Below are 24,618 nucleotides of genomic sequence, written 5' to 3' on the forward strand. Positions count from 1 at the left end.
ACCATGAGCAAGATCCTGATCCGTGGTGCGAAGGTGCTCGGGGGCGAGCCGCAGGACGTCCTGATCGACGGCGAGACCATCGAGGCGGTCGGCACCGGACTGTCCGCCGAGGGCGCCGAGGTCGTAGAGGCAGAGGGCAAGGTGCTGCTGCCGGGCCTGGTCGACCTGCACACCCATCTGCGCGAGCCGGGCCGCGAGGACTCCGAGACCGTGCTGACCGGCACCCGCGCCGCCGCCTCCGGCGGCTTCACCGCCGTGTTCGCCATGGCCAACACCTTCCCCGTCGCCGACACCGCCGGCGTGGTCGAGCAGGTCTGGCGGCTCGGCCGCGAGTACGGCTACTGCGACGTGCAGCCCATCGGCGCCGTCACCGTCGGCCTGGAGGGCCGGAAGCTCGCCGAGCTGGGCGCCATGCACGACTCCGCCGCCGGGGTCACCGTCTTCTCCGACGACGGCAAGTGCGTGGACGACGCGGTGATCATGCGCCGCGCCCTGGAGTACGTGAAGGCGTTCGGCGGCGTCGTCGCCCAGCACGCCCAGGAGCCCCGGCTCACCGAGGGCGCCCAGATGAACGAGGGCGTCGTCTCCGCCGAGCTGGGCCTCGGCGGCTGGCCGGCCGTCGCCGAGGAGTCGATCATCGCGCGGGACGTGCTGCTCGCCGAGCACGTCGGCTCCCGCCTGCACATCTGCCACGTCTCCACGGCCGGCTCGGTCGAGATCATCCGCTGGGCCAAGTCCCGCGGCATCCAGGTCACCGCCGAGGTCTGCCCCCACCACCTCCTCCTCACGGAGGAGATGGTGCGCACCTACAACCCGGCCTACAAGGTCAACCCGCCGCTGCGCACCGAGCGCGACGTGCGCGCGCTGCGCGAGGCGCTGGCGGACGGCACGATCGACATCGTCGCCACCGACCACGCCCCGCACCCGCACGAGGACAAGGACTGCGAGTGGGGCGCCGCCGCCATGGGCATGGTCGGCCTGGAGACCGCCCTGTCAGTGGTGCAGGAGACCATGGTCGAGACCGGCCTGCTCGACTGGACCGGCGTCGCGGACCGCATGTCCGCCGCGCCCGCCCGCATCGGCCGCGCCACCGGCCACGGCCGGCCCGTCGCGCCGGGCGAGCCCGCCAACCTCACCCTCGTGGACACCGCCTACCGTGGACAGGTGGACCCCGCGGGCTTCGCCTCGCGCAGCCGCAACACCCCCTACGAGGGCCGCGAGCTGCCGGGCCGTGTCACCCACACCTGGCTGCGGGGCAAGGCCACGCTCATGGACGGGAAGCTCACGTGACATCTGCACCCCTGCTCGCCGTATCGCTCGCCACGGGGCTCGCGGACGAGAAGAAATCCGCCGCCGTGACCGACTGGGGCGCGCGGATCGGCTGGCTGGTCGGACTCGCCCTCTTCATCGCGCTCGTCTACTGGCTGATGCGCGAGGGCTGGAAGTGGCGCGGCACCCTCCAGAGCGACCTGCCGGAGCTGCCCGGCGTGCCGGAGGACCCCGGTCCGGCGAGACTGAGCATGAGCGGCCGCTACCACGGCTCCACCACCGCCGGACAGTGGCTGGACCGCATCGTGGCGCACGGCCTGGGCACCCGCAGCCGCGTGGAGCTGACCCTCACCGACGCGGGCCTGGTCGTCGAGCGCCCCGGCGCTACCGACTTCTTCGTGCCCATGGACGCCGTGCGCGGCGCCCGGCTCGACAAGGGCATCGCGGGCAAGGTCCTCACCGAGGGCGGACTGCTGATCGTCACCTGGGCGCTCGGCGACAAGCTGATCGACTCCGGCTTCCGCTCCGACCGCGCGGCCGAGCACAACGACTGGGCCGACACCCTGAACCACCTGATCGACAACACGGAAGGCGCACGATGACGACCTCCACCAGGGGAGCCGCCAAGACTCCCGCCGTACTCGTCCTGGAGGACGGCCGCATCTTCCGCGGCCGCGCCTACGGGGCCGTGGGGGAGACCTTCGGCGAAGCCGTGTTCTCCACCGGCATGACCGGCTACCAGGAGACCCTGACCGACCCCTCGTACGACCGCCAGATCGTCGTCGCGACCGCCCCCCAGATCGGCAACACCGGCTGGAACGACGAGGACGACGAGTCGGCGCGCATCTGGGTCTCCGGCTACGTGGTCCGCGACCCCGCGCGCGTGCCGTCCAACTGGCGTTCCCGGCGCTCCCTGGACGACGAACTGACCGCCCAGAACGTGGTCGGCATCTCCGGGATCGACACCCGTGCCCTCACCCGCCATCTGCGCGAGCGCGGCTCGATGCGCGCCGGCATCTTCTCCGGCGCGACCCTCGCCCCCGAGGCCGAGCTGATCGAGCGCGTCCAGGCCCAGCCGCACATGAAGGGCGCGAGCCTCTACGAGGAGGTCGCCACCAAGGAGGCGTACGTCGTCCCGGCGGTCGGCGAGAAGAGGTTCACCGTCGCCGCGATCGACCTCGGCATCAAGGGCATGACCCCGCAGCGCATGGCCGAACGCGGCATAGAGGTGCACGTGCTGCCCGCGACCGCCACGGCCGACGACGTCTACGCCGTGAACCCCGACGGCGTGTTCTTCTCCAACGGCCCCGGCGACCCCGCCACCGCCGACGGCCCCGTCGCCCTCATGACCGCCGTCCTGGAGCGTAAGACCCCGCTGTTCGGCATCTGCTTCGGCAACCAGATCCTCGGCCGCGCCCTCGGCTTCGGCACCTACAAGCTGAAGTACGGCCACCGGGGCATCAACCAGCCCGTCCAGGACCGCACCACCGGCAAGGTCGAGGTCACCGCGCACAACCACGGCTTCGCCGTCGACGCGCCCCTCGACAAGGTGAGCGACACCAGGTTCGGCCGCGCCGAGGTCTCCCACGTCTGCCTCAACGACAACGTGGTGGAGGGCCTCCAGCTGCTCGACCAGCCCGCCTTCTCCGTCCAGTACCACCCCGAAGCGGCAGCGGGCCCCCACGACGCCGCCTACCTGTTCGACCGCTTCGTCTCCCTGTTGGAGGGCCAGCGTGCCTAAGCGCACCGATATCCAGTCCGTCCTGGTCATCGGCTCCGGCCCGATCGTCATCGGCCAGGCCGCCGAGTTCGACTACTCCGGCACCCAGGCGTGCCGCGTGCTCAAGGCCGAGGGCCTGCGCGTGATCCTCGTCAACTCCAACCCGGCGACGATCATGACCGACCCGGAGATCGCCGACGCCACCTACGTCGAGCCGATCACGCCCGAGTTCGTCGAGAAGATCATCGCCAAGGAGCGCCCCGACGCCCTCCTGCCCACCCTCGGCGGCCAGACCGCCCTGAACACCGCCATCTCCCTGCACGACAGCGGTGTCCTGGAGAAGTACGGCGTCGAGCTGATCGGCGCCAAGCCCGAGGCCATCCACAAGGGCGAGGACCGCGACCTCTTCAAGGACGTCGTCGAGGAGGTCCGCAAGAAGACCGGCCACGGCGAGTCCGCCCGCTCGGTCATCTGCCACACCATGGACGACGTCCTCGCCGGCGTCGAGACGCTCGGCGGCTACCCCGTCGTCGTCCGCCCCTCCTTCACCATGGGCGGCGCCGGCTCCGGCTTCGCCCACGACGAGGAGGAGCTGCGCCGCATCGCCGGCCAGGGCCTCACGCTCTCCCCGACCACCGAGGTGCTCCTGGAGGAGTCCATCCTCGGCTGGAAGGAGTACGAGCTGGAGCTCATGCGCGACAAGAACGACAACGTCGTGGTCGTCTGCTCCATCGAGAACTTCGACCCCATGGGCGTGCACACCGGCGACTCGATCACCGTCGCGCCGTCCATGACGCTGACCGACCGCGAGTACCAGCTCCTGCGCGACGTCGGCATCGCGATCATCCGCGAGGTCGGCGTGGACACCGGCGGCTGCAACATCCAGTTCGCGGTCAACCCCGAGGACGGCCGGGTCATCGTCATCGAGATGAACCCGCGCGTCTCCCGGTCCTCGGCGCTGGCCTCCAAGGCGACCGGCTTCCCCATCGCCAAGATCGCCGCCAAGCTGGCCGTCGGCTACACCCTGGACGAGATCCCCAACGACATCACCCAGGAGACCCCGGCCTCCTTCGAGCCCACGCTCGACTACGTCGTCGTCAAGGCCCCCCGGTTCGCCTTCGAGAAGTTCCCGCAGGCCGACTCCACGCTGACCACCACCATGAAGTCGGTCGGCGAGGCCATGGCCATCGGCCGCAACTTCACCGAGGCCTTCCAGAAGGCGCTGCGCTCGCTGGAGAAGAAGGGCAGCCAGTTCACCTTCGTGGGTGACCCCGGCGACAAGACCGCCCTCCTCGAAGAGGCGGTACGCCCCACCGACGGCCGCATCAACACCGTCATGCGGGCCATCCGCGCGGGTGCCACGCCCGAGGAGATCTTCGCGTACACGAAGATCGACCCCTGGTTCGTGGACCAGCTCTTCCTGATCAAGGAAGTCGCGGACGAGCTGACCGACGCCCCCGAGCTGACCCGCGAACTGCTCGCCGAGGCCAAGCGGCACGGCTTCTCCGACCTCCAGATCGGCGAAATCCGCGGCCTGCGCGAGGACGTCGTCCGCGAGGTCCGGCACGCGCTCGGCGTCCGCCCGGTCTACAAGACGGTCGACACCTGCGCCGCCGAGTTCGCCGCCAGGACGCCGTACTTCTACTCCTCCTACGACGAGGAGAGCGAGGTCGCGCCCCGCGAGAAGCCCGCGGTCATCATCCTGGGCTCCGGCCCCAACCGCATCGGCCAGGGCATCGAGTTCGACTACTCCTGCGTCCACGCCTCCTTCGCGCTGTCCGACGCCGGGTACGAGACGGTGATGGTCAACTGCAACCCGGAGACCGTCTCCACCGACTACGACACCTCCGACCGGCTCTACTTCGAGCCGCTCACCCTGGAGGACGTGCTGGAGATCGTGCACGCGGAGTCCCTCGCCGGCCCGATCGCCGGTGTGATCGTCCAGCTCGGCGGCCAGACCCCGCTGGGCCTCGCGCAGGCGCTCAAGGACAACGGCGTGCCGGTCGTCGGCACCCCGCCCGAGGCCATCCACGCCGCCGAGGACCGGGGCGCCTTCGGCCGCGTCCTCGCCGAGGCCGGCCTGCCCGCGCCCAAGCACGGCACCGCCACCACCTTCGCCGAGGCCAAGGCCATCGCGGACGAGATCGGCTACCCGGTCCTCGTCCGGCCCTCCTACGTCCTCGGCGGACGCGGCATGGAGATCGTCTACGAGGAGGAGCGCCTCGCCTCCTACATCGCCGAGTCCACCGAGATCAGCCCCTCCCGGCCGGTTCTGGTCGACCGCTTCCTGGACGACGCGATCGAGATCGACGTGGACGCCCTCTACGACGGCGAGGAGCTCTACCTCGGCGGCGTCATGGAGCACATCGAGGAGGCCGGCATCCACTCCGGCGACTCGGCGTGCGCCCTGCCCCCGATCACGCTCGGCGGCTTCGACATCAAGCGGCTGCGCGCCTCCACCGAGGCCATCGCGCGCGGGGTGGGCGTCCGCGGCCTGATCAACATCCAGTTCGCCATGGCGGGCGACATCCTCTACGTCCTGGAGGCCAACCCGCGCGCCTCCCGCACGGTCCCCTTCACCTCCAAGGCGACCGCCGTACCGCTGGCCAAGGCCGCAGCCCGCATCTCGCTCGGCGCGACCATCGCCGAGCTGCGCGCCGAGGGCCTGCTCCCGGCGACCGGGGACGGCGGCGAACTCCCGCTGGACGCGCCGATCTCCGTCAAGGAGGCCGTGATGCCCTGGTCCCGCTTCCGGGACATCCAGGGCCGCGGCGTGGACACCGTCCTCGGCCCGGAGATGCGCTCCACCGGCGAGGTCATGGGCATCGACTCCGTCTTCGGCACGGCGTACGCCAAGTCGCAGGCGGGCGCCTACGGCCCGCTGCCCACCAAGGGCCGCGCGTTCATCTCCGTCGCCAACCGCGACAAGCGCTCGATGATCTTCCCGGCGCGCGAGCTGGTCGCCCACGGCTTCGAGCTGCTGGCCACCTCCGGCACCGCCGAGGTGCTCAAGCGCAACGGCATCAACGCCACCGTCGTGCGCAAGCAGTCCGAGGGCACCGGTCCGAACGGCGAGCGGACCATCGTCCAGCTCATCCACGACGGCGAGGTGGACCTCATCGTCAACACCCCGTACGGCACCGGCGGCCGTCTCGACGGCTACGACATCCGCACGGCGGCCGTGGCCCGTTCGGTCCCGTGCCTGACCACCGTCCAGGCGCTCGCCGCCGCCGTCCAGGGCATCGACGCCCTCAACCGCGGTGACGTGGGCGTCCGCTCGCTCCAGGAACACGCCGAACACCTGAACGCGGCCCGCGACTAGCAGCCCCGAGGGGGACACCGGAAACGGTGTCCCCCTCTTCGTGAGGACAGCCGTGTCTTCGTGAGGACAGTCATGTACAAGTTCTTCTTCCACCTCGTCTTCAAGCGCATGGACCCCGAGGAGGCCCACCACCTCGCCTTCCGCTGGATCCGGCTCGCCGCCGCGCTCCCGGTGCTGCGCGTCTTCCTCGCCGCCGTGCTCGCGCCGCGCCACAAGGAGTTGCGCACGGAGGCCCTCGGGCTGCGGATGCACGGGCCCTTCGGGCTCGCCGCCGGCTTCGACAAGAACGCCGTCGCGATCGACGGCATGTCGATGCTCGGCTTCGACCACGTGGAGATCGGCACCGTCACCGGCGAGGCCCAGCCCGGCAACCCGAAGAAGCGGCTCTTCCGGCTGGTCGCGGACCGCGCGCTGATCAACCGCATGGGCTTCAACAACGAGGGCTCCACCGCCGTCGCCGCCCGCCTCGCCGCGCGCAGGCCCGCCTTCCGGACCGTCGTCGGCGTCAACATCGGCAAGACGAAGGTCGTCCCCGAGGAGGAGGCCGTCGCCGACTACGTGAAGTCCGCCGAGCGGCTCGCCCCGCACGCCGACTACCTGGTCGTCAACGTCTCCTCCCCGAACACCCCGGGGCTGCGCGACCTCCAGGCCACCGAGGCGCTGCGCCCGCTGCTCACCGCCGTGCGCGAGGCCGCCGACCGCGTGGTCGCGGGCCGCCGCGTCCCGCTCCTGGTGAAGATCGCCCCCGACCTCGCCGACGAGGACGTGGACGCCGTGGCCGACCTCGCCGTGGAACTCGGCCTGGACGGCATCATCGCCACCAACACCACCATCGCCCGCGAGGGCCTCGGCCTGCGCTCCGCGCCCGCGCTGGTGAAGGAGACCGGCGGACTGTCCGGCGCGCCCCTGAAGGCACGCTCCCTGGAGGTGCTGCGCCGCCTCTACGCGCGCGTGGGCGACCGCATCACCCTGGTCGGCGTCGGCGGCATCGAGACCGCCGAGGACGCCTGGCAGCGCATCCTCGCCGGCGCCACCCTCGTCCAGGGCTACAGCGCCTTCGTCTACGAGGGCCCCTTCTGGTCCCGAGCGATCCACAAGGGCCTCGCCGCCCGCCTGGCCAACAGCCCGTACGCCACCCTCGCCGACGCGGTCGGCGCCGACGTGAGGAAGTCCGCGTGAGCTCCCTGGAACCCTTCGGCGCCCGGCTGCGCCGCGCCATGGACGAGCGCGGCCCGCTCTGCGTCGGCATCGACCCGCACGCCTCCCTGCTCGCAGAGTGGGGCCTGAACGACGACGTGGACGGCCTGGAGCGGTTCAGCCGCACGGTCGTCGAGGCGGTCGCCGACCGGGTCGCGGTGATCAAGCCGCAGATGGCGTTCTTCGAGCGGTTCGGCTCGCGCGGTGTCGCCGTCCTGGAGCGCGTCGTCCAGGAGACCCGCGCGGCCGGGGCCCTGGTCGTCATGGACGCCAAGCGCGGCGACATCGGCTCGACCATGGCTGGCTACGCCGAGGCGTTCCTCCACAAGGACGCCCCGCTGTTCTCCGACGCGCTCACCGTCTCGCCGTACCTCGGCTACGGCTCGCTCGCCCCGGCCGTCGCGCTGGCCCGGGAGACCGGCACCGGCCTGTTCGTGCTCGCCCTGACCTCCAACCCGGAGGGCCCCGAGGTGCAGCACGCCGTCCGCGCCGACGGCCGCACCGTCGCCGCGACCGTGCTGGCGCACCTGGCCGCCGACAACGCGGGGGAGGAGCCGCTGGGCTCCTTCGGCGCGGTCGTCGGCGCCACCGTGGGCGACCTGTCGTCGTACGACCTCGCGATCAACGGCCCGCTGCTGGCCCCCGGCGTCGGCGCGCAGGGGGCGACCCCGGCGGACCTTCCCCGGGTCTTCGGGCCGGCCGTGCGCAACGTCGTACCGAACGTCAGCCGGGGTGTTCTGCGTCACGGTCCCGAGGTCGCGGGGCTGCGGGCGGCCACGGAGCGGTTCGCGGACGAGATCAGGGCCGCCGTCGGCGGCTGACGAGGGCCGTCGCGGACCGGTGCGGAGGCGGTGGCGGGGGCTCGAACGCCCGTCACCGGGCCCCTGCGGTGTGAATAGATCGGCGAATCCCGGGCAATATGCCCGAAAAGTCCGGCCTCACGGAGGCTGACCAGGACTTTTCCGCTGTTCTCGCTGACTCTGGCGGAGTTGGCCGCTAGTCTCCGAGCAGAGAACGGGCAAGCGTGTTGCTCGTACCTCCCCAGGTGTGGGGCGACTAGGTTCCTCACCGGTCCGTATCCGACAGTTCGACATCCGAGGTGACGTAGGCGTGGCTCTTCCGCCCCTTACCCCTGAACAGCGCGCAGCCGCGCTCGAAAAGGCCGCCGCGGCTCGCCGGGAGCGGGCCGAGGTCAAGAATCGACTCAAGCACTCCGGCGCCTCTCTGCACGAGGTCATCAAGCAGGGCCAGGAGAACGACGTCATCGGCAAGATGAAGGTCTCCGCCCTGCTCGAATCCCTGCCTGGCGTGGGCAAGGTCCGCGCCAAGCAGATCATGGAGCGTCTGGGCATCTCCGAGAGCCGCCGTGTGCGCGGCCTCGGTTCCAACCAGATCGCGTCCCTGGAGCGTGAGTTCGGCAGCACCGGGTCCTGAGTCCGGGCTCTGCCGGACCAGGAGTCCCGGGCACTCCGGGAATGCTGGAATAATCGCTGCATGGCTGTAACACCCCGGGGGACGACCCCCGTGCCCCCGGACGCACGTCCGCGGCTGACCGTGCTCTCCGGCCCCTCCGGGGTCGGCAAGAGCACGGTCGTCGCCCATATGCGCAAGGAACACCCCGACGTCTGGCTCTCGGTGTCGGCGACGACCCGCAAGCCGCGCCCCGGCGAGCAGCACGGCGTCCACTACTTCTTCGTCACCGACGACGAGATGGACAAGCTGATCGCCAACGGCGAGCTGCTGGAGTGGGCCGAGTTCGCCGGCAACCGCTACGGCACCCCGCGCGCGGCCGTCCTGGAGCGGCTGGAGAAGGGCGAGCCCGTACTGCTGGAGATCGACCTCCAGGGCGCCCGCCAGGTCCGCGAGTCCATGCCGGACGCGCAGCTCGTCTTCCTGGCTCCCCCCTCCTGGGAGGAGCTGGTGCGCAGGCTCACCGGCCGGGGCACCGAATCGCCCGAGGTCATCGAGCGCCGCCTGGAGGCCGCCCGCACCGAACTGGCGGCCGAGCCCGAGTTCGACGAGACCCTTGTCAACACCTCCGTCAAGGACGTGGCCCGTGAGCTGCTAGCCTTGATGGACGTTGTGTGATCGTGACCGCCGTCCTCTGAACGGCATCGTCGATTCCACCGACTGAATCTTTCCCACCCATCGGAAGGCAGAGCGTGTCCTCTTCCATCACCGCGCCCGAGGGCATCATCAACCCTCCGATCGACGAGCTCCTCGAGGCCACCGACTCGAAGTACAGCCTCGTGATCTACGCGGCCAAGCGTGCCCGTCAGATCAACGCGTACTACTCGCAGCTCGGTGAGGGCCTCCTCGAGTACGTCGGTCCGCTCGTCGACACCCACGTCCACGAGAAGCCGCTGTCGATCGCGCTGCGCGAGATCAACGCCGGTCTGCTGACGTCCGAGGCCATCGAGGGCCCGGTCCAGTAAGCAGGCAGTTAGTAGTACGGTCGGATCACGACTGACTTATCCACAGGCCCGGCAAGCAGATTGCCGGGCCTGTGGTGTGTGATGGTCCCGTACGTAGTGCCGAGCCGGGGAGAGACGGTGGAGAAGCCGAAGGTCGTGCTGGGGGTCAGTGGTGGCATCGCCGCCTACAAGGCCTGTGAGCTGCTGAGAAGGTTCACGGAGTCGGGCCATGACGTGCGGGTCGTGCCGACCGCCTCCGCGCTCAACTTCGTCGGCGCCGCCACCTGGTCCGCCCTCTCGGGCAACCCGGTCTCCACCGAGGTCTGGGACGCCGTCCACGAGGTGCCGCACGTCCGCATCGGCCAGCACGCCGACCTGGTGATCGTCGCGCCCGCCACCGCCGACATGCTCGCCAAGGCCGCCCACGGCCTCGCGGACGACCTGCTCACCAACACGCTGCTCACCGCCCGCTGCCCGGTCGTCTTCGCCCCCGCGATGCACACCGAGATGTGGGAGCACCCCGCCACCCAGGAGAACGTGGCCACGCTGCGCCGCCGGGGCGCCGTCGTCATCGAGCCCGCCGTCGGCCGGCTCACCGGCGTCGACACCGGCAAGGGACGGCTGCCCGACCCCGGCGAGATTTTCGAGGTCTGCCGCCGGGTGCTCGCCCGGGGCGTCTGCGAGCCCGACCTCAGGGGCCGCCATGTCGTCGTCTCCGCGGGCGGCACCCGCGAGCCGCTCGACCCGGTCCGCTTCCTCGGCAACCGCTCCTCCGGCAAGCAGGGCTACGCCCTCGCCCGCACCGCCGCCGCGCGCGGCGCCCGTGTGACACTCGTCTCGGCCAACGCGGCGCTGCCCGACCCCGCCGGGGTGGACGTCGTCCCGGTCGGCACCGCCGTGCAGCTGCGCGAGGCCGTGCTGAAGGCGGCCGCCGACGCCGACGCGGTGGTCATGGCCGCCGCCGTCGCCGACTTCCGCCCGGCCGTCTACGCCGGCGGCAAGATCAAGAAGAAGGACGGCCAGGAGCCCGAACCGGTCGCCCTGATACGCAACCCCGACGTGCTCGCGGAGCTGTCCGCCGAGCGCGCCCGGCCCGGTCAGGTCGTCGTCGGCTTCGCCGCCGAGACCGACGACGTGGTGGCCAACGGCCGCGCCAAGCTGGCCCGCAAGGGCTGCGATCTGCTCGTGGTGAACGAGGTGGGGGAGCGCAAGACCTTCGGCTCCGAGGAGAACGAGGCGCTGATCCTCGGCGCCGACGGCAGCGAGACGCTCGTCCCGCACGGCCCGAAGGAGGCCCTCGCCGACCTGGTCTGGGACCTCGTGGCGACCCGACTGGGCTGACCCGTTGGGCCGTTGGGGACGGTGTTCTTTCGGCCACACGGAGTCATTCGTTCCCCTGCGGACCCGCCGGGATCCGGCGCGGTGGGCCTGGTCAATGCCGCCCGGCATTGGGCAGAATGCCCGTGCCGCAGGTCACAGCGCCCTCCGCCGGAGGAGCGCGGGTGGGTTCGCGGTCGCGAGCGACCGATAAACTGTCCTCGGACGACGCCGGGCGCAGCTCCCGGGGCGTCCGCCAATGATCAGCCAGCAGCCGCTGCAACCCCAGGGAGCGTTGTGTCCCGTCGCCTGTTCACCTCGGAGTCCGTGACCGAAGGTCACCCCGACAAGATCGCTGACCAGATCAGCGACACGATCCTCGACGCGCTGCTGCGCGAGGACCCCTCCTCGCGCGTCGCCGTCGAGACGCTGATCACCACCGGCCTGGTGCACGTCGCCGGCGAGGTCACGACCAAGGCGTACGCGCCGATCGCGCAGCTGGTGCGGGACAAGATCCTCGAAATCGGCTACGACTCCTCGAAGAAGGGCTTCGACGGCGCCTCCTGCGGCGTCTCGGTGTCCATCGGCGCGCAGTCCCCGGACATCGCACAGGGCGTCGACACGGCGTACGAGTCGCGTGTCGAGGGCGACGAGGACGAGCTGGACAAGCAGGGCGCGGGCGACCAGGGCCTGATGTTCGGCTACGCGACGGACGAGACGCCGACGCTGATGCCGCTGCCGATCTTCCTGGCGCACCGCCTGTCCAAGCGCCTCTCCGAGGTCCGCAAGAACGGCACCATCCCCTACCTGCGCCCCGACGGCAAGACCCAGGTCACCATCGAGTACGACGGCGACAAGGCCGTCCGCCTCGACACCGTCGTGGTCTCCTCCCAGCACGCCTCGGACATCGACCTGGAGTCGCTGCTCGCGCCCGACATCCGCGAGTTCGTGGTCGAGCCGGAGCTGCGCGCGCTGCTCGACGAGGGCATCAAGCTGGAGACCGAGGGCTACCGCCTGCTGGTCAACCCGACCGGCCGCTTCGAGATCGGCGGCCCGATGGGTGACGCCGGGCTGACCGGCCGCAAGATCATCATCGACACCTACGGTGGCATGGCCCGCCATGGTGGCGGCGCCTTCTCGGGCAAGGACCCGTCCAAGGTGGACCGCTCGGCCGCGTACGCGATGCGCTGGGTCGCGAAGAACGTGGTGGCGGCGGGCCTGGCCTCCCGCTGCGAGGTCCAGGTCGCGTACGCGATCGGCAAGGCCGAGCCGGTCGGTCTCTTCGTCGAGACCTTCGGCACGCACAAGATCGAGCCCGAGAAGATCGAGAAGGCCATCGACGAGGTCTTCGACCTCCGTCCGGCCGCGATCATCCGCGACCTCGACCTGCTGCGCCCGATCTACGCCCAGACGGCGGCCTACGGCCACTTCGGCCGCGAGATCCCCGACTTCACGTGGGAGCGCACGGACCGCGTGGACGCCCTCCGCGAGGCCGCGGGCATCTGACCCACCGAGGCATCCCGAGGCCCGGTTCCCCTGCGGGGGAGCCGGGCCTCGGCGTATGCCAGCGCACGAGCGTCAGGAAGATGCGACGCCAGGTAGCGGTGCGGGGGGTCGTCGGCTCGGGCGTGCGCCGGTTCCTCCTCGTCGCGGGCCGTCGGTTGTTCTCTCAGGTGGGCGAAGGGGGCGTGGCCGGGCAGGGGCGTGAGGATACGGCGGGGCGGCGTTGTCGGTGGGGTTTGGTAAGAATGCAAGCGTGAGCAGGGAGAACGGGTCGGGGGGCGGCGGGGCTGAAGGGGCCTCGCCGGAGCAGCTTGCGCTCATCAGGGAGAGCGTGCGGGCCGCGGAGGTGCCCAGGGCCAAGCCGCGGACCTGGCGGGGAGCGGCGCTGGCCAAGGACAGGCCGGTCGCGCGGGTGCTGGTCGACAAGGGCGTGCTGCACCTCGACCGGTACTTCGACTACGCCGTGCCCGAGGAGCTGGACGCCGAGGCGCAGCCCGGGGTGCGGGTCCGGGTGCGGTTCGGGGCCGGGCGGGGACGCGTGCGGGGCGGTCGCCGTGAGGGCGGCGCGCTCATCGACGGCTTCCTCATCGAGCGGCGCGCCGAGTCCGACTACCCGGGACCGCTGGCCGCGCTGGCCCAGGTCGTCTCCCCGGAGCCCGTGCTCAGCGAGGAGCTGCTGACCCTGGCCCGCGCGGTCGCCGACCGGTACGCCGGCAGCCTCGCCGACGTGCTGCAGCTCGCCGTACCCCCGCGCAGCGCCCGCGCCGAGCGCCGCCCCTCGCCCGAGCCGCTGCCCGCGCCCCCGGCGCCCGACCCCGGTTCCTGGGCGCGGTACGAGCACGGGCCCGGCTTCCTCGCGTCCCTGGCCTCCGGGGGCGCGCCCCGGGCCGTCTGGAACGCGCTGCCGGGCCCCGAGTGGGCCGGTGAGCTGGCCCGCGCCGTCGCCGCCACGCTCGCCTCGGGACGCGGCGCGCTCGTCGTCGTACCGGACGGCCGCACCGCCGCCCGTGTCGACGCCGCGCTGACCGAGGTCCTCGGCGAGGGGCGGCACGCGCTGCTCACCGCGGACGCCGGGCCCGAGAAGCGGTACGCGCAGTGGCTCGCGGTGCGGCGCGGTTCGGTCCGGGCCGTCGTCGGGACGCGCGCGGCCATGTTCGCCCCCGTCCAGGACCTCGGGCTCGTGGCCATCTGGGACGACGGCGACGACAGCCACGCCGAGCAGCACGCACCCCAGCCGCACGCGCGGGACGTCCTGCTGCTGAGGGCTTCCCTCGACCGGTGTGGCTTCCTGCTGGGCAGCTGGAGCTGCACGGTGGAGGCCGCCCAGCTGGTGGAGACCGGCTGGGCCCGGCCGCTGGCCGCGGGGCGCGACCAGGTGCGCCGTAGCGCCCCGCTGGTGCGGACCGTCAGCGACGCCGACCTCGCCCGCGACGAGGCCGCCCGCGCCGCCCGGCTGCCCACGCTCGCCTGGCAGGCCGTACGGGAAGGGCTGAAGCACGGGCCGGTGCTGGTGCAGGTGCCCCGGCGCGGCTACGTCCCCCGGCTTGCCTGCGCCCAGTGCCGGGCGCCCGCGCGGTGCCGGCACTGCGCGGGGCCGCTCCAGGCGCAGGACGCGGGGGAGCTGCGCTGCGAGTGGTGCGGGCACCAGGAGACGTCCTGGCACTGCGCGGAGTGCGGCGGTTTCCGGCTGCGTGCTCAGATCGTCGGCGCGCGGCGGACGGCCGAGGAGCTGGGGCGCGCCTTTCCCGCCGTACCGGTGCGTACCTCGGGCCGCGAACACGTACTGGACACGGTGCCGGGTGCGCCCGCGCTGGTGGTCAGCACCCCGGGCGCCGAACCGGTGGCCGAGGGCGGGTACGCGGCCGCCCTGCTGCTGGACGGGTGGGCCATGCTCGGCCGTCCCGACCTGCGTTCCGACGAGGACGCGCTGCGCCGGTGGATGTCGGCGGCGGCGCTGGTGCGTCCGCAGGGTGAGCACGGGACGGTGGTCGTCATGGCCGAGCCGACGCTGCGGCCCGTGCAGGCGCTGGTGCGGTGGGACCCGGCCGGCTTCGCGCTGCGCGAGCTGGCCGAGCGGGCCGAGCTGGGCTTTCCGCCGGTGTCGCGGATGGCCGCCGTCTCCGGTACGACCGAGGCCGTCGCGGAGTTCCTGACCGCCGCCGAGCTGCCCCCGGACGCGGAGGTCCTGGGACCCGTCCCGCTCCCGCCGACCCTCCCCGGGCGCCCCCGCAGGCCCGGGGCACCGCCGCCGGGCGAGGAGTGGGAGCGCGCCCTGATCCGGGTGCCACCGGGCAGCGGGGCGGCGCTGGCGGGGGCACTGAAGACGGCCCAGGCGGCCCGGATGGCGCGGGGCGGGGGTGCGCCGGTGCGGGTGCGGATCGATCCGCCGGACATCGGGTGAGGGGCGCGCCGCTGGGTCTGGGCGGTCCCGTGGCGGCGGTCCCGCTGGGGGCGGCTGACGGGCTGCGGTGGCGTTTTGGCGGGGCGACTGGTGGCGTCCTGCCGGGTGTGGCCGGCGGTCCCGGTGGGGGTGTGTTCTGCGGGGTGGGGCCGGTGGTGGGCCAGTGCGACCCCGGCCGGTGTTGGCTGGCGGTCGCCCGGCTCGACCGGAGCCGGTGTGGTGCGGACGGCTCGGTGCCCCGCCGGGTGCCGGCGGCGGTCGGGTTGATCGCTTGGCCGGGGGCGGCCGGTGGTCGGCTCGGGCCGCCTGGGTGGTGTGGCTGGGGGTAACCGGGTCCCCCCGTCGGTCCGGCTGACGGTCGGCTGGTCCGCCTGGCCGGGTGCGCCGGCGGTCGGCTGATGAGTCCAGCAGGTGTGGCTTGTGGTCGGCTCGGTCCACGCCGGCGGGGTGGCTGGTGGCCGGTCTGGTCCGTTCAGCCGGTTCGGCTGGTGGGTGAGCCATCCTGCCGGGGTCGGTGACGGTCGGTCTCGGGGGCGTCCCGCTGGGGGCCCGGTGTCGCGGCGGTGCGTGGTGGGGGTGCCCTCCCGGGTGGGGTGGGTGCCGGGAGGGCGGGGGGTCAGCCGTTGCGGGGGCCCGGGAAGGCGGGCGGGCGGGGGTCCTCGCGGAGGGTGGGGCTGCCTGCCGTGGGCTGGGTCGGCATGGAGCGGGCGGCGGGGACCGTGGGGACGTTGAGCGTGCGGGTGCCCGAGGGCTCGTTCGCGCGTTCGGCGTCGGCGGCCGCCTGGGCGGCGGCGCGGCGGGCGCCGTAACGCCGGTGCACCGCCTGCTTGGTGACGCCGAGCGCGGAGCCCACCGCGTCCCACGAGAAGCCGAGCGAGCGGTCGAAGTCCACGGCGGCGGTGACCAGGGTCTCGACGCTGTCCCGGAGTTCCTGGGCGAGGCGGACCGTGGGGGCGGGGGCGCGTCCGTAGACGACGAAACCGGTGGACGGGCCGGAGCGGCGCGGGCGGTAGACGTTGCCGAGCTGGGCGGTGAGCGTGCGCAGTGCGTCCACCTGGCGGCGGACCCGCTCGATGTCCCGCACCAGGAGGTGCAGGCTGGCCCGGGCCTGGGCGTCGTGGGTTGCGTGGTCGGCCATGAACAAGCCTCTCGAACCGGCGTTGAAAGGAACGGGCCGCTTCAGCCGCCCGGTGTTGGTCAACTCTGTCTTGACCAACGCGTGGGGGCTCCGCTGGTCACGCGGTGGGGGCGTGCGGTGTGTTTTGTACGCCGGTTCTCCCACCCGCGCACCACCCGTTTCCAGTTGGCAGAGAGGCTGGACAACCGGTGGGGGTCGAGCGCCGTCGGCGGCTGACCGCCGGTGTTTCCAGGCGGCAGGGAGGCGGGACGGGCCCAGAACGGGCTCCCTGCCGTTGCCGCGCTCGCCCCGCGCGTCGAGGCCGGCACCGTCGGTGGCTCCGGCCCCGCGTCGAGGCCGGCACCGTCGCCGCGCTCGCCCCGCGCGCCGAGGCCGGCGCCGTCGGCGGCTTCGGTCCCCGCATCGAGCTGGCGTCGTCGGGTGGCTTCGGCCCCCGCATTGAGGCTGGCGCCGTCGGCGGCTTCGGTCCCCGCATCGAGCTGGCGTCGTCGGGTGGCTTCGGCCCCCGCATTGAGGCCGGCACCGTCGGTGGCTTCGGTCCCCGCATTGAGGCCGGCACCGTCGGTGGCTTCGGCCCCCGCATTGAGGCCAGCGCCGTCGGCGGCTCTGGCCCCCGCGTCGAGTTGGCGTCGGCGGCGGCCCCGGTCCCCGCATCGAGCTGGTGCCGGCTGTTGGGCTTTTCCGGGGTCATAGACTGGTGCGCTGCCCGTCCGTAGCCGTTTGAGAGGCGCGATCCCGCTCATGAAGCTTGTCTTCGCCGGAACTCCCGAGGTTGCCGTTCCCGCTCTGGACGCGCTGATCGCGTCCGGGCGGCATGAGGTGGCCGCCGTCGTCACGCGGCCCGACGCGCCGGCGGGGCGGGGGCGCAGGCTGGTCGCGTCGCCCGTGGCCGAGCGGGCGGTGGAGGCGGGGATCGAGGTGCTGAAGCCGGCGAGCCCGCGCGACCCCGCGTTCCTGGAGCGGCTGAGGGAGATCGGCCCGGACTGCTGCCCGGTCGTCGCCTACGGCGCCCTGCTGCCCCGCGTCGCGCTCGACGTGCCCGCGCAGGGCTGGGTCAACCTGCACTTCTCCCTGCTGCCCGCCTGGCGCGGCGCCGCCCCCGTGCAGCACTCGATCATGGCGGGCGACGAGATCACCGGCGCGTCCACCTTCCTCATCGAGGAGGGCCTGGACTCCGGCCCGGTCTACGGCACGGTCACCGAGGCGATCCGCCCCACCGACACCAGCGGCGACCTGCTGACCCGGCTCGCGCTCGCCGGTGCCGGGCTGCTCGCGGCGACCATGGACGGCATCGAGGACGGCACCCTGAAGGCCGTACCGCAGCCCGCCGACGGCATCACCCTCGCGCCGAAGATCACGGTCGAGGACGCGCGCGTCGACTGGGCGGCGCCCGCGCTGCGCGTCGACCGGGTCGTGCGCGGCTGCACCCCCGCGCCCGGTGCCTGGACCGTCTTCCGGGGCGAGCGGCTCAAGCTCGTCCAGGTCGTGCCCGTGCCCGAGCGGACCGACCTCGCGCCGGGGCAGCTCGCGGTCGGGAAGAACAGCGTGCACGTGGGCACCGGTTCGTACGCCGTGGAGCTGCTGTGGGTGCAGGCGCAGGGCAAGAAGCCGATGCGCGCCGCCGACTGGGCGCGCGGTGCCCGTATCGCCGAGGGCGAGACACTGGGCGCCTGAGCCCCCTGAAGAGGAGGGGTGGGGTCCGGCCGACGTAGGCTGGGGACCGCACCCCTTTCTTCGTATCCGGAGCACCTTTCTCGTGAGCGAGCAGTCCCGTCGGCCGCAACGGCCCGCCAAGCCCTACCGGCGCCCCCAGAAGGACCCCGTCCGCATCCTCGCCTTCGACGCGCTGCGCGCGGTGGACGAGCGGGACGCGTACGCCAACCTCGTGCTGCCCCCGCTGCTCCGCAAGGCGCGCGAGAACGGCGACTTCGACGCGCGGGACGCCGCCCTCGCCACCGAGCTGGTCTACGGCACGCTGCGCCGCCAGGGCACCTACGACGCGATCATCGCCGCCTGCGTGGACCGCCCGCTGCGCGAGGTGGACCCGCCGGTCCTCGACGTGCTCAGTCTCGGCGCGCACCAGCTGCTCGGCACCCGTATCCCGACGCACGCCGCCGTCTCCGCCTCCGTCGAGCTGGCCCGCGTGGTGCTCGGCGACGGACGGGCCAAGTTCGTCAACGCCGTGCTGCGCAAGGTGGCCCAGGACGATCTGGACGGCTGGCTGGAGAAGGTCGCGCCGCCGTACGACGAGGATCCCGAGGACCACCTCGCGGTCGTCCACTCGCACCCCCGCTGGGTCGTCTCCTCGCTGTGGGACTCCCTGGGCGGCGGGCGCGCCGGTATCGAGGAGCTGCTCGCGGCGGACAACGAGCGTCCCGAGGTCACCCTGGTCGCGCGTCCCGGCCGGTCGACCGCCGAGGAGCTGCTGACCGAGGAGGCCGCCGTGCCCGGGCGCTGGTCGCCGTACGCCGTCCGGCTCGCCGAGGGCGGCGAGCCCGGCGCGGTCGAGGCGGTGCGCGAGGGGCGGGCGGGTGTGCAGGACGAGGGCAGCCAGCTGGTCGCGCTCGCGCTCGCCAACGCGCCCGTCGAGGGGGCGGACGAGAAGTGGCTCGACGCCTGTGCCGGGCCCGGCGGAAAGGCCGCGCTGCTCGCCGCCCTCGCGGCGGAGCGGGGGGCGTTTCTGCTGGCCTCCGAGAAGCAGCCGCATCGGGCGGGGCTGGTGGCGCGGGCGCTGGAGGGCAACCCGGGGCCGTATCAGGTGATCGCCGCGGACGGTACTCGGCCGCCGTGGAAGGCCGGTGCCTTCGACCGTGTGCTGGTCGACGTGCCCTGCACCGGGCTCGGTGCCCTGCGGCGTCGGCCCGAGGCCCGGTGGCGCCGGCGTCCCGAGGACCTCGACAACTTCGCGCCCATCCAGCGGGGGCTGCTCCGCACGGCGCTGGACTCCGTCCGGGTCGGGGGCGTCGTCGGTTACGCCACCTGTTCTCCTCACCTCGCTGAAACCCGTGCGGTGGTCTCCGACGTCCTCAAGGAACGGCCCGGCACCGAGCTCGTCGACGCGCGGCCTCTCCTTCCCGGCGTTCCCGCGCTGGGCGACGGCCCCGACGTCCAGCTCTGGCCGCACGTCCACGGCACGGACGCGATGTACCTCGCCTTGATCCGCCGCACGGCCTGAGGCGGTCACCCCTCGGGTGCGGGCCGTCGTGGCCTTTCGCGCAGTTCCCCGCGCCCCTTGGAGTGGTGACTGTCGTCTTCGGGCGCGGGCACGCGGTGGCTTGTCGCGCAGTTCCCCGCGCCCCTGGGGTGGTGGGTGGTGGCTGTCGTCCTCCCGTGCGGGTGCGTGGTGGTTTCTCGCGCCGTTCCCCGCGCCCCTAAGGGGTGGTGGCGGTCGCGTGTTCGGGTGGCGGGTTCGTCGGGGTTGCCCGCGCAGTTCCCCGCGCCCCTGAAGGGCACGGACTCCGCCAAACCAAGGCCCCACCCCAACCCGGCAGCCAACCAACGACAGCCACCACCCCTTCCCAGGGGGCGCGAGGAACTGCGCGAAAGGCCACGACGCACCTGCAGCCGAAGGAACACCCGGACCACCCCAGGGGGCGCGGGGAACGGCGCGAGAAACCACCACGCACCCGCACCCGAAACACGACCTTCACCACCCCAAGGGGCGCGAGGAACTGCGCGACAAGCCACGACGCACCTGCACCCGAAGGAACACCCGGACCACCCCAGGGGGCGCGGGGAACGGCGCGAGAAACCACCACGCGCCCGCACTCGAAGGAACACCTGGACCACTCCAGGGGGCGCGGGGAACGGCGCGAAAGGCCACGACGCGCCCGCACTCGAAGGAACACCTGGACCACCTCCAGGGGCGCGAGGAACTGCGCGACAAGCCACCACCCACCCGCGCCCGAAGGACGAACCCCCACCCACCCCGGACCTGCCCCCCAACCCCCCGGAGGGACATGGCAGGCTAAGACCATGGCCGCTCAGATCAACCCCAGCATCCTGTCCGCAGACTTCGCCCGACTCGCCGACGAGGCGAAGGCGGTCGAGGGGGCCGACTGGCTGCATGTCGATGTCATGGACAACCACTTCGTCCCGAATCTCACGCTCGGCACCCCCGTCGTGGAGTCCCTGGCCCGCGCCACGGACATCCCGCTGGACTGCCACCTGATGATCGAGGACCCCGACCGCTGGGCCCCGCAGTACGTGGAGGCGGGTGCCTCGTCGGTCACCTTCCACGTGGAGGCGGCCCGCGCCCCGATCCGGCTCGCCCGCGAGATCCGCGCGAAGGGCGCCCGCGCCTCCATGGCGCTCAAGCCCGCGACGCCGATCGAGTCGTACGAGGACATCCTCCCGGAACTCGACATGCTGCTGATCATGACGGTGGAGCCCGGCTTCGGTGGCCAGGCGTTCCTGGACATCACGCTGCCGAAGATCCGCCGTACCCGTGAGCTGATCGCCAAGCACGGCCTGCAGATGTGGCTGCAGGTCGACGGCGGTGTCTCGGCCGAGACGATCGAGCGGTGCGCCGAGGCCGGGGCCGATGTGTTCGTCGCCGGCTCGGCCGTCTACGGCGCCGCCGACCCCGCCGAGGCCGTCCGCGCGCTGCGCGCGCAGGCCGACCGCGCCATCGCCGATTCGACCTGGGCGCACGGCCACTGAGCCACGGTTGCGTGAACGGTTGACCGAAGGCGCCCATCAGGGCGGATGAGCCGCGCCGAATCTGCGAGGATGAACGGCGAATCAGAGTGTGTGCACAGCAGTGAGGAGATCGCCGTGTCGGGTATGTCGGCGGGCCGGACAGCGATGCGGATGGGGCCCGCTGAGCTGGTGCAGGCGGCGGCCATGGCCCGTCGCTTCTACCTGGAGGGCAAGTCCAAGATCCAGATCGCCGAGGAGTTCGGCGTGAGCCGCTTCAAGGTGGCCCGGGTCCTGGAGACGGCTCTCGAACGGGATCTCGTGCGCATCGAGATCCGTGTGCCGGCCGAGCTGGACGCCGAGCGCTCCGACGCGCTCCGCGCCCGCTACGGGCTGCGGCACGCCGTGGTCGTGGAGTCCCCGGCCGAGGCCGAGGAGACCCCGGACCCGGAGAACCTGGGCGAGGTGGCGGCCGACCTGCTCGGCGAGCTCGTGGACGAGGGGGACGTGCTCGGGCTCGCCTGGGGCCGCTCCACCATCCACATGGCCGCGGCCCTCGACCGGCTGCCGCCGTGCACGGTGGTGCAGCTGACGGGCGTGTACGACGCCGGGACCGCCGAGCGCGGCTCCGTCGAGGCCGTCCGCCGGGCCGCGCAGGTCTCCGGCGGCGACGCGCACCCCATCTACGCGCCGATGCTGCTGCCGGACGAGGCCACCGCGGCCGCGCTGCGCAACCAGACCGGGATCGCCCGCGCCTTCGAGTACTTCGACAAGGTCACGGTCGCCTGTGTCTCCATCGGCTCCTGGGAGCCGGGCATCTCGACCGTGCACGACATGCTCAGCGACGAGGAGCGCGCGCACTACGCCTCGCTCGGTGTCGCCGCCGAGATGTCCGCGCACCTCTTCGACGCCGAGGGCCGCCGGATCGGGCGGGACCTGGGGGAGCGGTGCATCACGGTCAAGGCCGACCAGCTGCGCCGTATCCCCGAGGTCGTGGCCATCGCGGGCGGTCAGCGCAAGGCCCCGGCCATCGACGCGGTGCTCCGCTCCGGTCTGGTCACCAGCCTGGTCACGGACACCTCGGCCGCGGACTACCTGCTGACCGCAGGACCCACGCCGAAGGCCGCGCTCGGCCGCTCGGACCCCGACGGTTCCTGACCGTCCCGGCGAAAAGGGGCCGTCCGGGCCCGTGCGGGGGCCGGACCGTGACAGCATCGTCGGCATGCTGTCGCGGTTCGTCCCCCATCGGCCCGTCCGGCGCGCGTCCCGCGCGTCCCACGGGCCGACCCGTTTCGTCCCCCGCCTCTTCGCGGGGCTGCTCGTCGTCCTCTCCGTCCTGCTCGCCGGGTGTGCGGACCCGGGAGCGGGCACCGCTCCGCCCGCCGTCACGCGTACGACCGTCGCGGCCACCTCGTCCGCCGAGGTCTCCTCCGGCCCTTCCACCGCGTCCACGCCGGCGTGGGCCAGGGGCATGGCCACCGTTCCCGCGTCCCGGCTGCCCGTCGAGGCCAGGCGCACCCTGACCCTGATCGACAGGGGCGGCCCCTATCCGTACACGCGGGACGGCATCGTCTTCGGCAACTACGAGCGGCTGCTGCCCCAGCATCCGCGCGGCTACTACCACGAGTACACCGTGCCCACCCCCAACTCCCGTACCAGGGGCGCCCGTCGCATCATCACCGGGCAGGGCACCGAGTTCTACTACACCGACGATCACTACAACTCGTTCCGGGCGGTGCTGAGATGAGCGAAGATCTCGTGGGCCGGTACACGGTCGACCTCAATCTGAGGGGCATCACCGACAAGGCCGGTCTGATGGAGCGGGTGGCCGACGCCCTCGATCTGCCCGAGTGGTTCGGGCGGAACTGGGACGCGCTGCTCGACTCCCTCTGCGACACCACGGTCTGGCCGCCCCAGGCCGTCGAGCGCGGGCTGCTGATCGTCGTGCGGGACTGGCACACGTTCGCCGAGAAGAACCCGCGCGAATGGCGTATCGCCGGCGACGTCCTCTCCGAGGCGGTCGACCGCACCTTCCTGCTCGACGTCGTACTGGCGCTTGGAGGAAACGCCCACCTCTGAGCGGTGACCCTGGAGGTTCCGTGGGGGTATGACCGAGGACCTCCCATGGGAGAATGAAGTACGTGCTCTTTTCCCCTCGGCGCACCCGTCGGGGGGTCACCTCTGATCGACTGGGATGTGCGGCACGTGCGTTTCCTCAATGACAACCGGCCCGCGTACGACCTCACGTACGACGACGTGTTCATGGTTCCGAGCCGCTCCGCGGTGGGCTCGCGGCAGGGAGTGGACCTCGCCTCGCCGGACGGGACGGGTACGACCATCCCGCTGGTCGTCGCCAACATGACCGCCATCGCAGGACGCCGCATGGCCGAGACGGTCGCCCGGCGCGGCGGCCTGGTGGTCATCCCGCAGGACATCCCGATCGACGTGGTGACCGACGTCGTCTCCTGGGTCAAGAGCCGCCATCTGGTGCTGGACACCCCCATCGTGCTGTCCCCGCAGCAGACCGTCGCCGACGCCCTCGCCCTGCTGTCCAAGCGCGCGCACAACGCCGGTGTCGTCGTGGACGAGGACCACCGCCCCGTCGGTGTCGTCACCGACGAGGACCTGACCGGTGTCGACCGGTTCACCCAGCTCGAAGTGGTCATGTCCAAGGACCTGTTGCTCCTGGACGCGGACATCGACCCGCGCGAGGCGTTCAACACCCTGGACGGCGCGAACCGGCGCTACGCCCCGGCGGTCGACGGCGAGGGCAGGCTCGCGGGCATCCTCACCCGCAAGGGCGCGCTGCGGGCCACGCTGTACACCCCGGCCGTGGACGACAGCGGCAGGCTGCGCATCGCCGCCGCCGTCGGCATCAACGGTGACGTGGCGGGCAAGGCCAAGCAGCTCCTCGACGCGGGCGTGGACACGCTCGTCATCGACACCGCGCACGGCCACCAGGAGTCGATGATCAACGCGGTGCGCACGGTGCGCGGGCTCGACCCCGACGTGCCGATCGTCGCGGGCAACATCGTCTCCGCCGAGGGCGTGCGGGACCTCATCGAGGCCGGCGCGGACATCGTCAAGGTCGGTGTCGGCCCCGGCGCCATGTGCACCACCCGCATGATGACCGGCGTGGGCCGTCCGCAGTTCTCCGCCGTGCTCGAATGCGCCGCCGAGGCGCGGAAGTTCGGCAAGCACGTGTGGGCCGACGGCGGTGTCCGCCACCCGCGCGACGTGGCCATGGCCCTTGCGGCCGGTGCCTCCAACGTGATGGTCGGCTCCTGGTTCGCCGGCACCTACGAGTCCCCGGGCGACCTCCAGCAGGACGTGAACGGGCGCCTGTACAAGGAGTCCTTCGGCATGGCCTCCGCGCGTGCCGTGCGCAACCGCACCTCGGAGGAGTCCTCGTACGACCGCGCCCGCAAGGCGCTGTTCGAGGAGGGCATCTCCACCTCCCGCATGTACCTCGACCCGGCCCGCCCGGGCGTCGAGGACCTGATCGACTCCGTCATCGCGGGCGTCCGCTCCTCCTGCACCTACGCCGGCGCCGCCTCCCTGGAGGAGTTCGCCGACAAGGCCATCGTCGGCATCCAGAGCGCGGCGGGCTACGCCGAGGGCAAGCCCCTGCACGCGAGCTGGAACTGACGCAAGTCCCTTGCGGACGGCCCCCGTCGTAAATCAGGGGCCGTCCGCCCG

Annotated in this window: 21 protein-coding genes; 19 read left to right on the forward strand and 2 right to left on the reverse strand. The window is 72.4% G+C overall.

Annotated features, from left to right (window positions below):
• Positions 1 to 3 precede the first annotated feature (3 nt).
• The 12 genes from AB0898_RS05860 to AB0898_RS05915 all read left to right on the forward strand — a co-directional run bounded on the left by AB0898_RS05860 (position 4) and on the right by AB0898_RS05915 (position 15,143).
• Complete coding sequence (locus tag AB0898_RS05860; RefSeq protein ID WP_366801568.1) at positions 4 to 1,290, forward strand: dihydroorotase; 1,287 nt, start codon at positions 4 to 6, stop codon at positions 1,288 to 1,290.
• Positions 1,287 to 1,871 carry a hypothetical protein gene (locus tag AB0898_RS05865; protein ID WP_407078289.1) on the forward strand — a complete coding sequence of 195 codons (585 nt, stop codon included), beginning with the start codon at positions 1,287 to 1,289 and terminating at the stop codon, positions 1,869 to 1,871. The genes AB0898_RS05860 and AB0898_RS05865 overlap by 4 nt, the downstream gene beginning before the upstream one ends.
• Complete coding sequence (gene carA / locus AB0898_RS05870) at positions 1,868 to 3,010, forward strand: glutamine-hydrolyzing carbamoyl-phosphate synthase small subunit (RefSeq protein WP_366801569.1); 1,143 nt, start codon at positions 1,868 to 1,870, stop codon at positions 3,008 to 3,010. The genes AB0898_RS05865 and carA overlap by 4 nt, the downstream gene beginning before the upstream one ends.
• The gene (gene carB, locus AB0898_RS05875; RefSeq protein WP_366801570.1) at positions 3,003 to 6,311 is read left to right on the forward strand and encodes a carbamoyl-phosphate synthase large subunit; all 3,309 of its coding nucleotides are present in this window, start codon (positions 3,003 to 3,005) and stop codon (positions 6,309 to 6,311) included. Before carA ends, carB begins: the two co-directional genes overlap by 8 nt.
• A gap of 72 nt (positions 6,312 to 6,383) precedes the next feature.
• A complete protein-coding gene (locus AB0898_RS05880; RefSeq protein ID WP_366801571.1) occupies positions 6,384 to 7,490 on the forward strand; it encodes a quinone-dependent dihydroorotate dehydrogenase in 1,107 nt (368 codons plus the stop codon).
• Positions 7,487 to 8,329 carry an orotidine-5'-phosphate decarboxylase gene (gene pyrF / locus AB0898_RS05885; RefSeq protein ID WP_366801572.1) on the forward strand — a complete coding sequence of 281 codons (843 nt, stop codon included), beginning with the start codon at positions 7,487 to 7,489 and terminating at the stop codon, positions 8,327 to 8,329. Before AB0898_RS05880 ends, pyrF begins: the two co-directional genes overlap by 4 nt.
• 289 nt (positions 8,330 to 8,618) lie before the next feature.
• A complete protein-coding gene (locus tag AB0898_RS05890; protein ID WP_003977346.1) occupies positions 8,619 to 8,942 on the forward strand; it encodes an integration host factor in 324 nt (107 codons plus the stop codon).
• Between the two features lie 60 nt (positions 8,943 to 9,002).
• A complete protein-coding gene (gmk, locus tag AB0898_RS05895) occupies positions 9,003 to 9,596 on the forward strand; it encodes a guanylate kinase (RefSeq protein ID WP_366801573.1) in 594 nt (197 codons plus the stop codon).
• Positions 9,597 to 9,670: 74 nt separating this feature from the next.
• Positions 9,671 to 9,943 carry a DNA-directed RNA polymerase subunit omega gene (rpoZ, locus tag AB0898_RS05900; protein ID WP_030810584.1) on the forward strand — a complete coding sequence of 91 codons (273 nt, stop codon included), beginning with the start codon at positions 9,671 to 9,673 and terminating at the stop codon, positions 9,941 to 9,943.
• A 117-nt stretch (positions 9,944 to 10,060) separates the two neighbouring features.
• Complete coding sequence (gene coaBC / locus AB0898_RS05905) at positions 10,061 to 11,263, forward strand: bifunctional phosphopantothenoylcysteine decarboxylase/phosphopantothenate--cysteine ligase CoaBC (protein ID WP_366801574.1); 1,203 nt, start codon at positions 10,061 to 10,063, stop codon at positions 11,261 to 11,263.
• A gap of 273 nt (positions 11,264 to 11,536) precedes the next feature.
• Positions 11,537 to 12,745, forward strand: coding sequence for a methionine adenosyltransferase (metK, locus tag AB0898_RS05910; protein ID WP_161178556.1), 1,209 nt, complete (start codon positions 11,537 to 11,539; stop codon positions 12,743 to 12,745).
• A 250-nt stretch (positions 12,746 to 12,995) separates the two neighbouring features.
• Positions 12,996 to 15,143, forward strand: a complete 2,148-nt coding sequence (locus tag AB0898_RS05915) for a primosomal protein N' (RefSeq protein WP_366801575.1) — start codon at positions 12,996 to 12,998, stop codon at positions 15,141 to 15,143.
• Between the two features lie 616 nt (positions 15,144 to 15,759).
• On the opposite strand, the gene AB0898_RS05920 is transcribed toward AB0898_RS05915, so the two are convergent.
• Both AB0898_RS05920 and AB0898_RS05925 read right to left on the reverse strand, forming a co-directional pair.
• Positions 15,760 to 16,281 carry a hypothetical protein gene (locus AB0898_RS05920; protein ID WP_366801576.1) on the reverse strand — a complete coding sequence of 174 codons (522 nt, stop codon included), beginning with the start codon at positions 16,279 to 16,281 and terminating at the stop codon, positions 15,760 to 15,762.
• Positions 16,282 to 16,340: 59 nt separating this feature from the next.
• Positions 16,341 to 17,024, reverse strand: a complete 684-nt coding sequence (locus tag AB0898_RS05925; protein ID WP_366801577.1) for a hypothetical protein — start codon at positions 17,022 to 17,024, stop codon at positions 16,341 to 16,343.
• On the opposite strand from AB0898_RS05925, the gene fmt reads away from it, so the two are divergent.
• The 7 genes from fmt to AB0898_RS05960 all read left to right on the forward strand — a co-directional run bounded on the left by fmt (position 17,023) and on the right by AB0898_RS05960 (position 24,567).
• Positions 17,023 to 17,955, forward strand: coding sequence for a methionyl-tRNA formyltransferase (gene fmt / locus AB0898_RS05930; RefSeq protein ID WP_366801578.1), 933 nt, complete (start codon positions 17,023 to 17,025; stop codon positions 17,953 to 17,955). The genes AB0898_RS05925 and fmt overlap by 2 nt on opposite strands.
• Before the next feature lie 82 nt (positions 17,956 to 18,037).
• A complete protein-coding gene (locus tag AB0898_RS05935; RefSeq protein WP_366801579.1) occupies positions 18,038 to 19,456 on the forward strand; it encodes a transcription antitermination factor NusB in 1,419 nt (472 codons plus the stop codon).
• 800 nt (positions 19,457 to 20,256) lie between these two features.
• Positions 20,257 to 20,943 carry a ribulose-phosphate 3-epimerase gene (gene rpe / locus AB0898_RS05940; protein WP_366801580.1) on the forward strand — a complete coding sequence of 229 codons (687 nt, stop codon included), beginning with the start codon at positions 20,257 to 20,259 and terminating at the stop codon, positions 20,941 to 20,943.
• Between the two features lie 90 nt (positions 20,944 to 21,033).
• The gene (locus AB0898_RS05945) at positions 21,034 to 22,077 is read left to right on the forward strand and encodes a sugar-binding domain-containing protein (protein ID WP_366801678.1); all 1,044 of its coding nucleotides are present in this window, start codon (positions 21,034 to 21,036) and stop codon (positions 22,075 to 22,077) included.
• Positions 22,078 to 22,141: 64 nt separating this feature from the next.
• Positions 22,142 to 22,666, forward strand: coding sequence for a ribonuclease domain-containing protein (locus AB0898_RS05950; RefSeq protein WP_366801581.1), 525 nt, complete (start codon positions 22,142 to 22,144; stop codon positions 22,664 to 22,666).
• Positions 22,663 to 22,998: a barstar family protein gene (locus AB0898_RS05955; protein WP_366801582.1), complete on the forward strand. Its 336-nt coding sequence runs from the start codon at positions 22,663 to 22,665 to the stop codon at positions 22,996 to 22,998. Before AB0898_RS05950 ends, AB0898_RS05955 begins: the two co-directional genes overlap by 4 nt.
• A 126-nt stretch (positions 22,999 to 23,124) precedes the next feature.
• The gene (locus tag AB0898_RS05960; RefSeq protein ID WP_366801583.1) at positions 23,125 to 24,567 is read left to right on the forward strand and encodes a GuaB1 family IMP dehydrogenase-related protein; all 1,443 of its coding nucleotides are present in this window, start codon (positions 23,125 to 23,127) and stop codon (positions 24,565 to 24,567) included.
• The last annotated feature ends 51 nt before the right edge of the window (positions 24,568 to 24,618 follow it).

Origin of the sequence: Streptomyces sp. NPDC005435, assembly GCF_040703155.1 — a bacterium.
GTDB lineage: Bacteria > Actinomycetota > Actinomycetes > Streptomycetales > Streptomycetaceae > Streptomyces.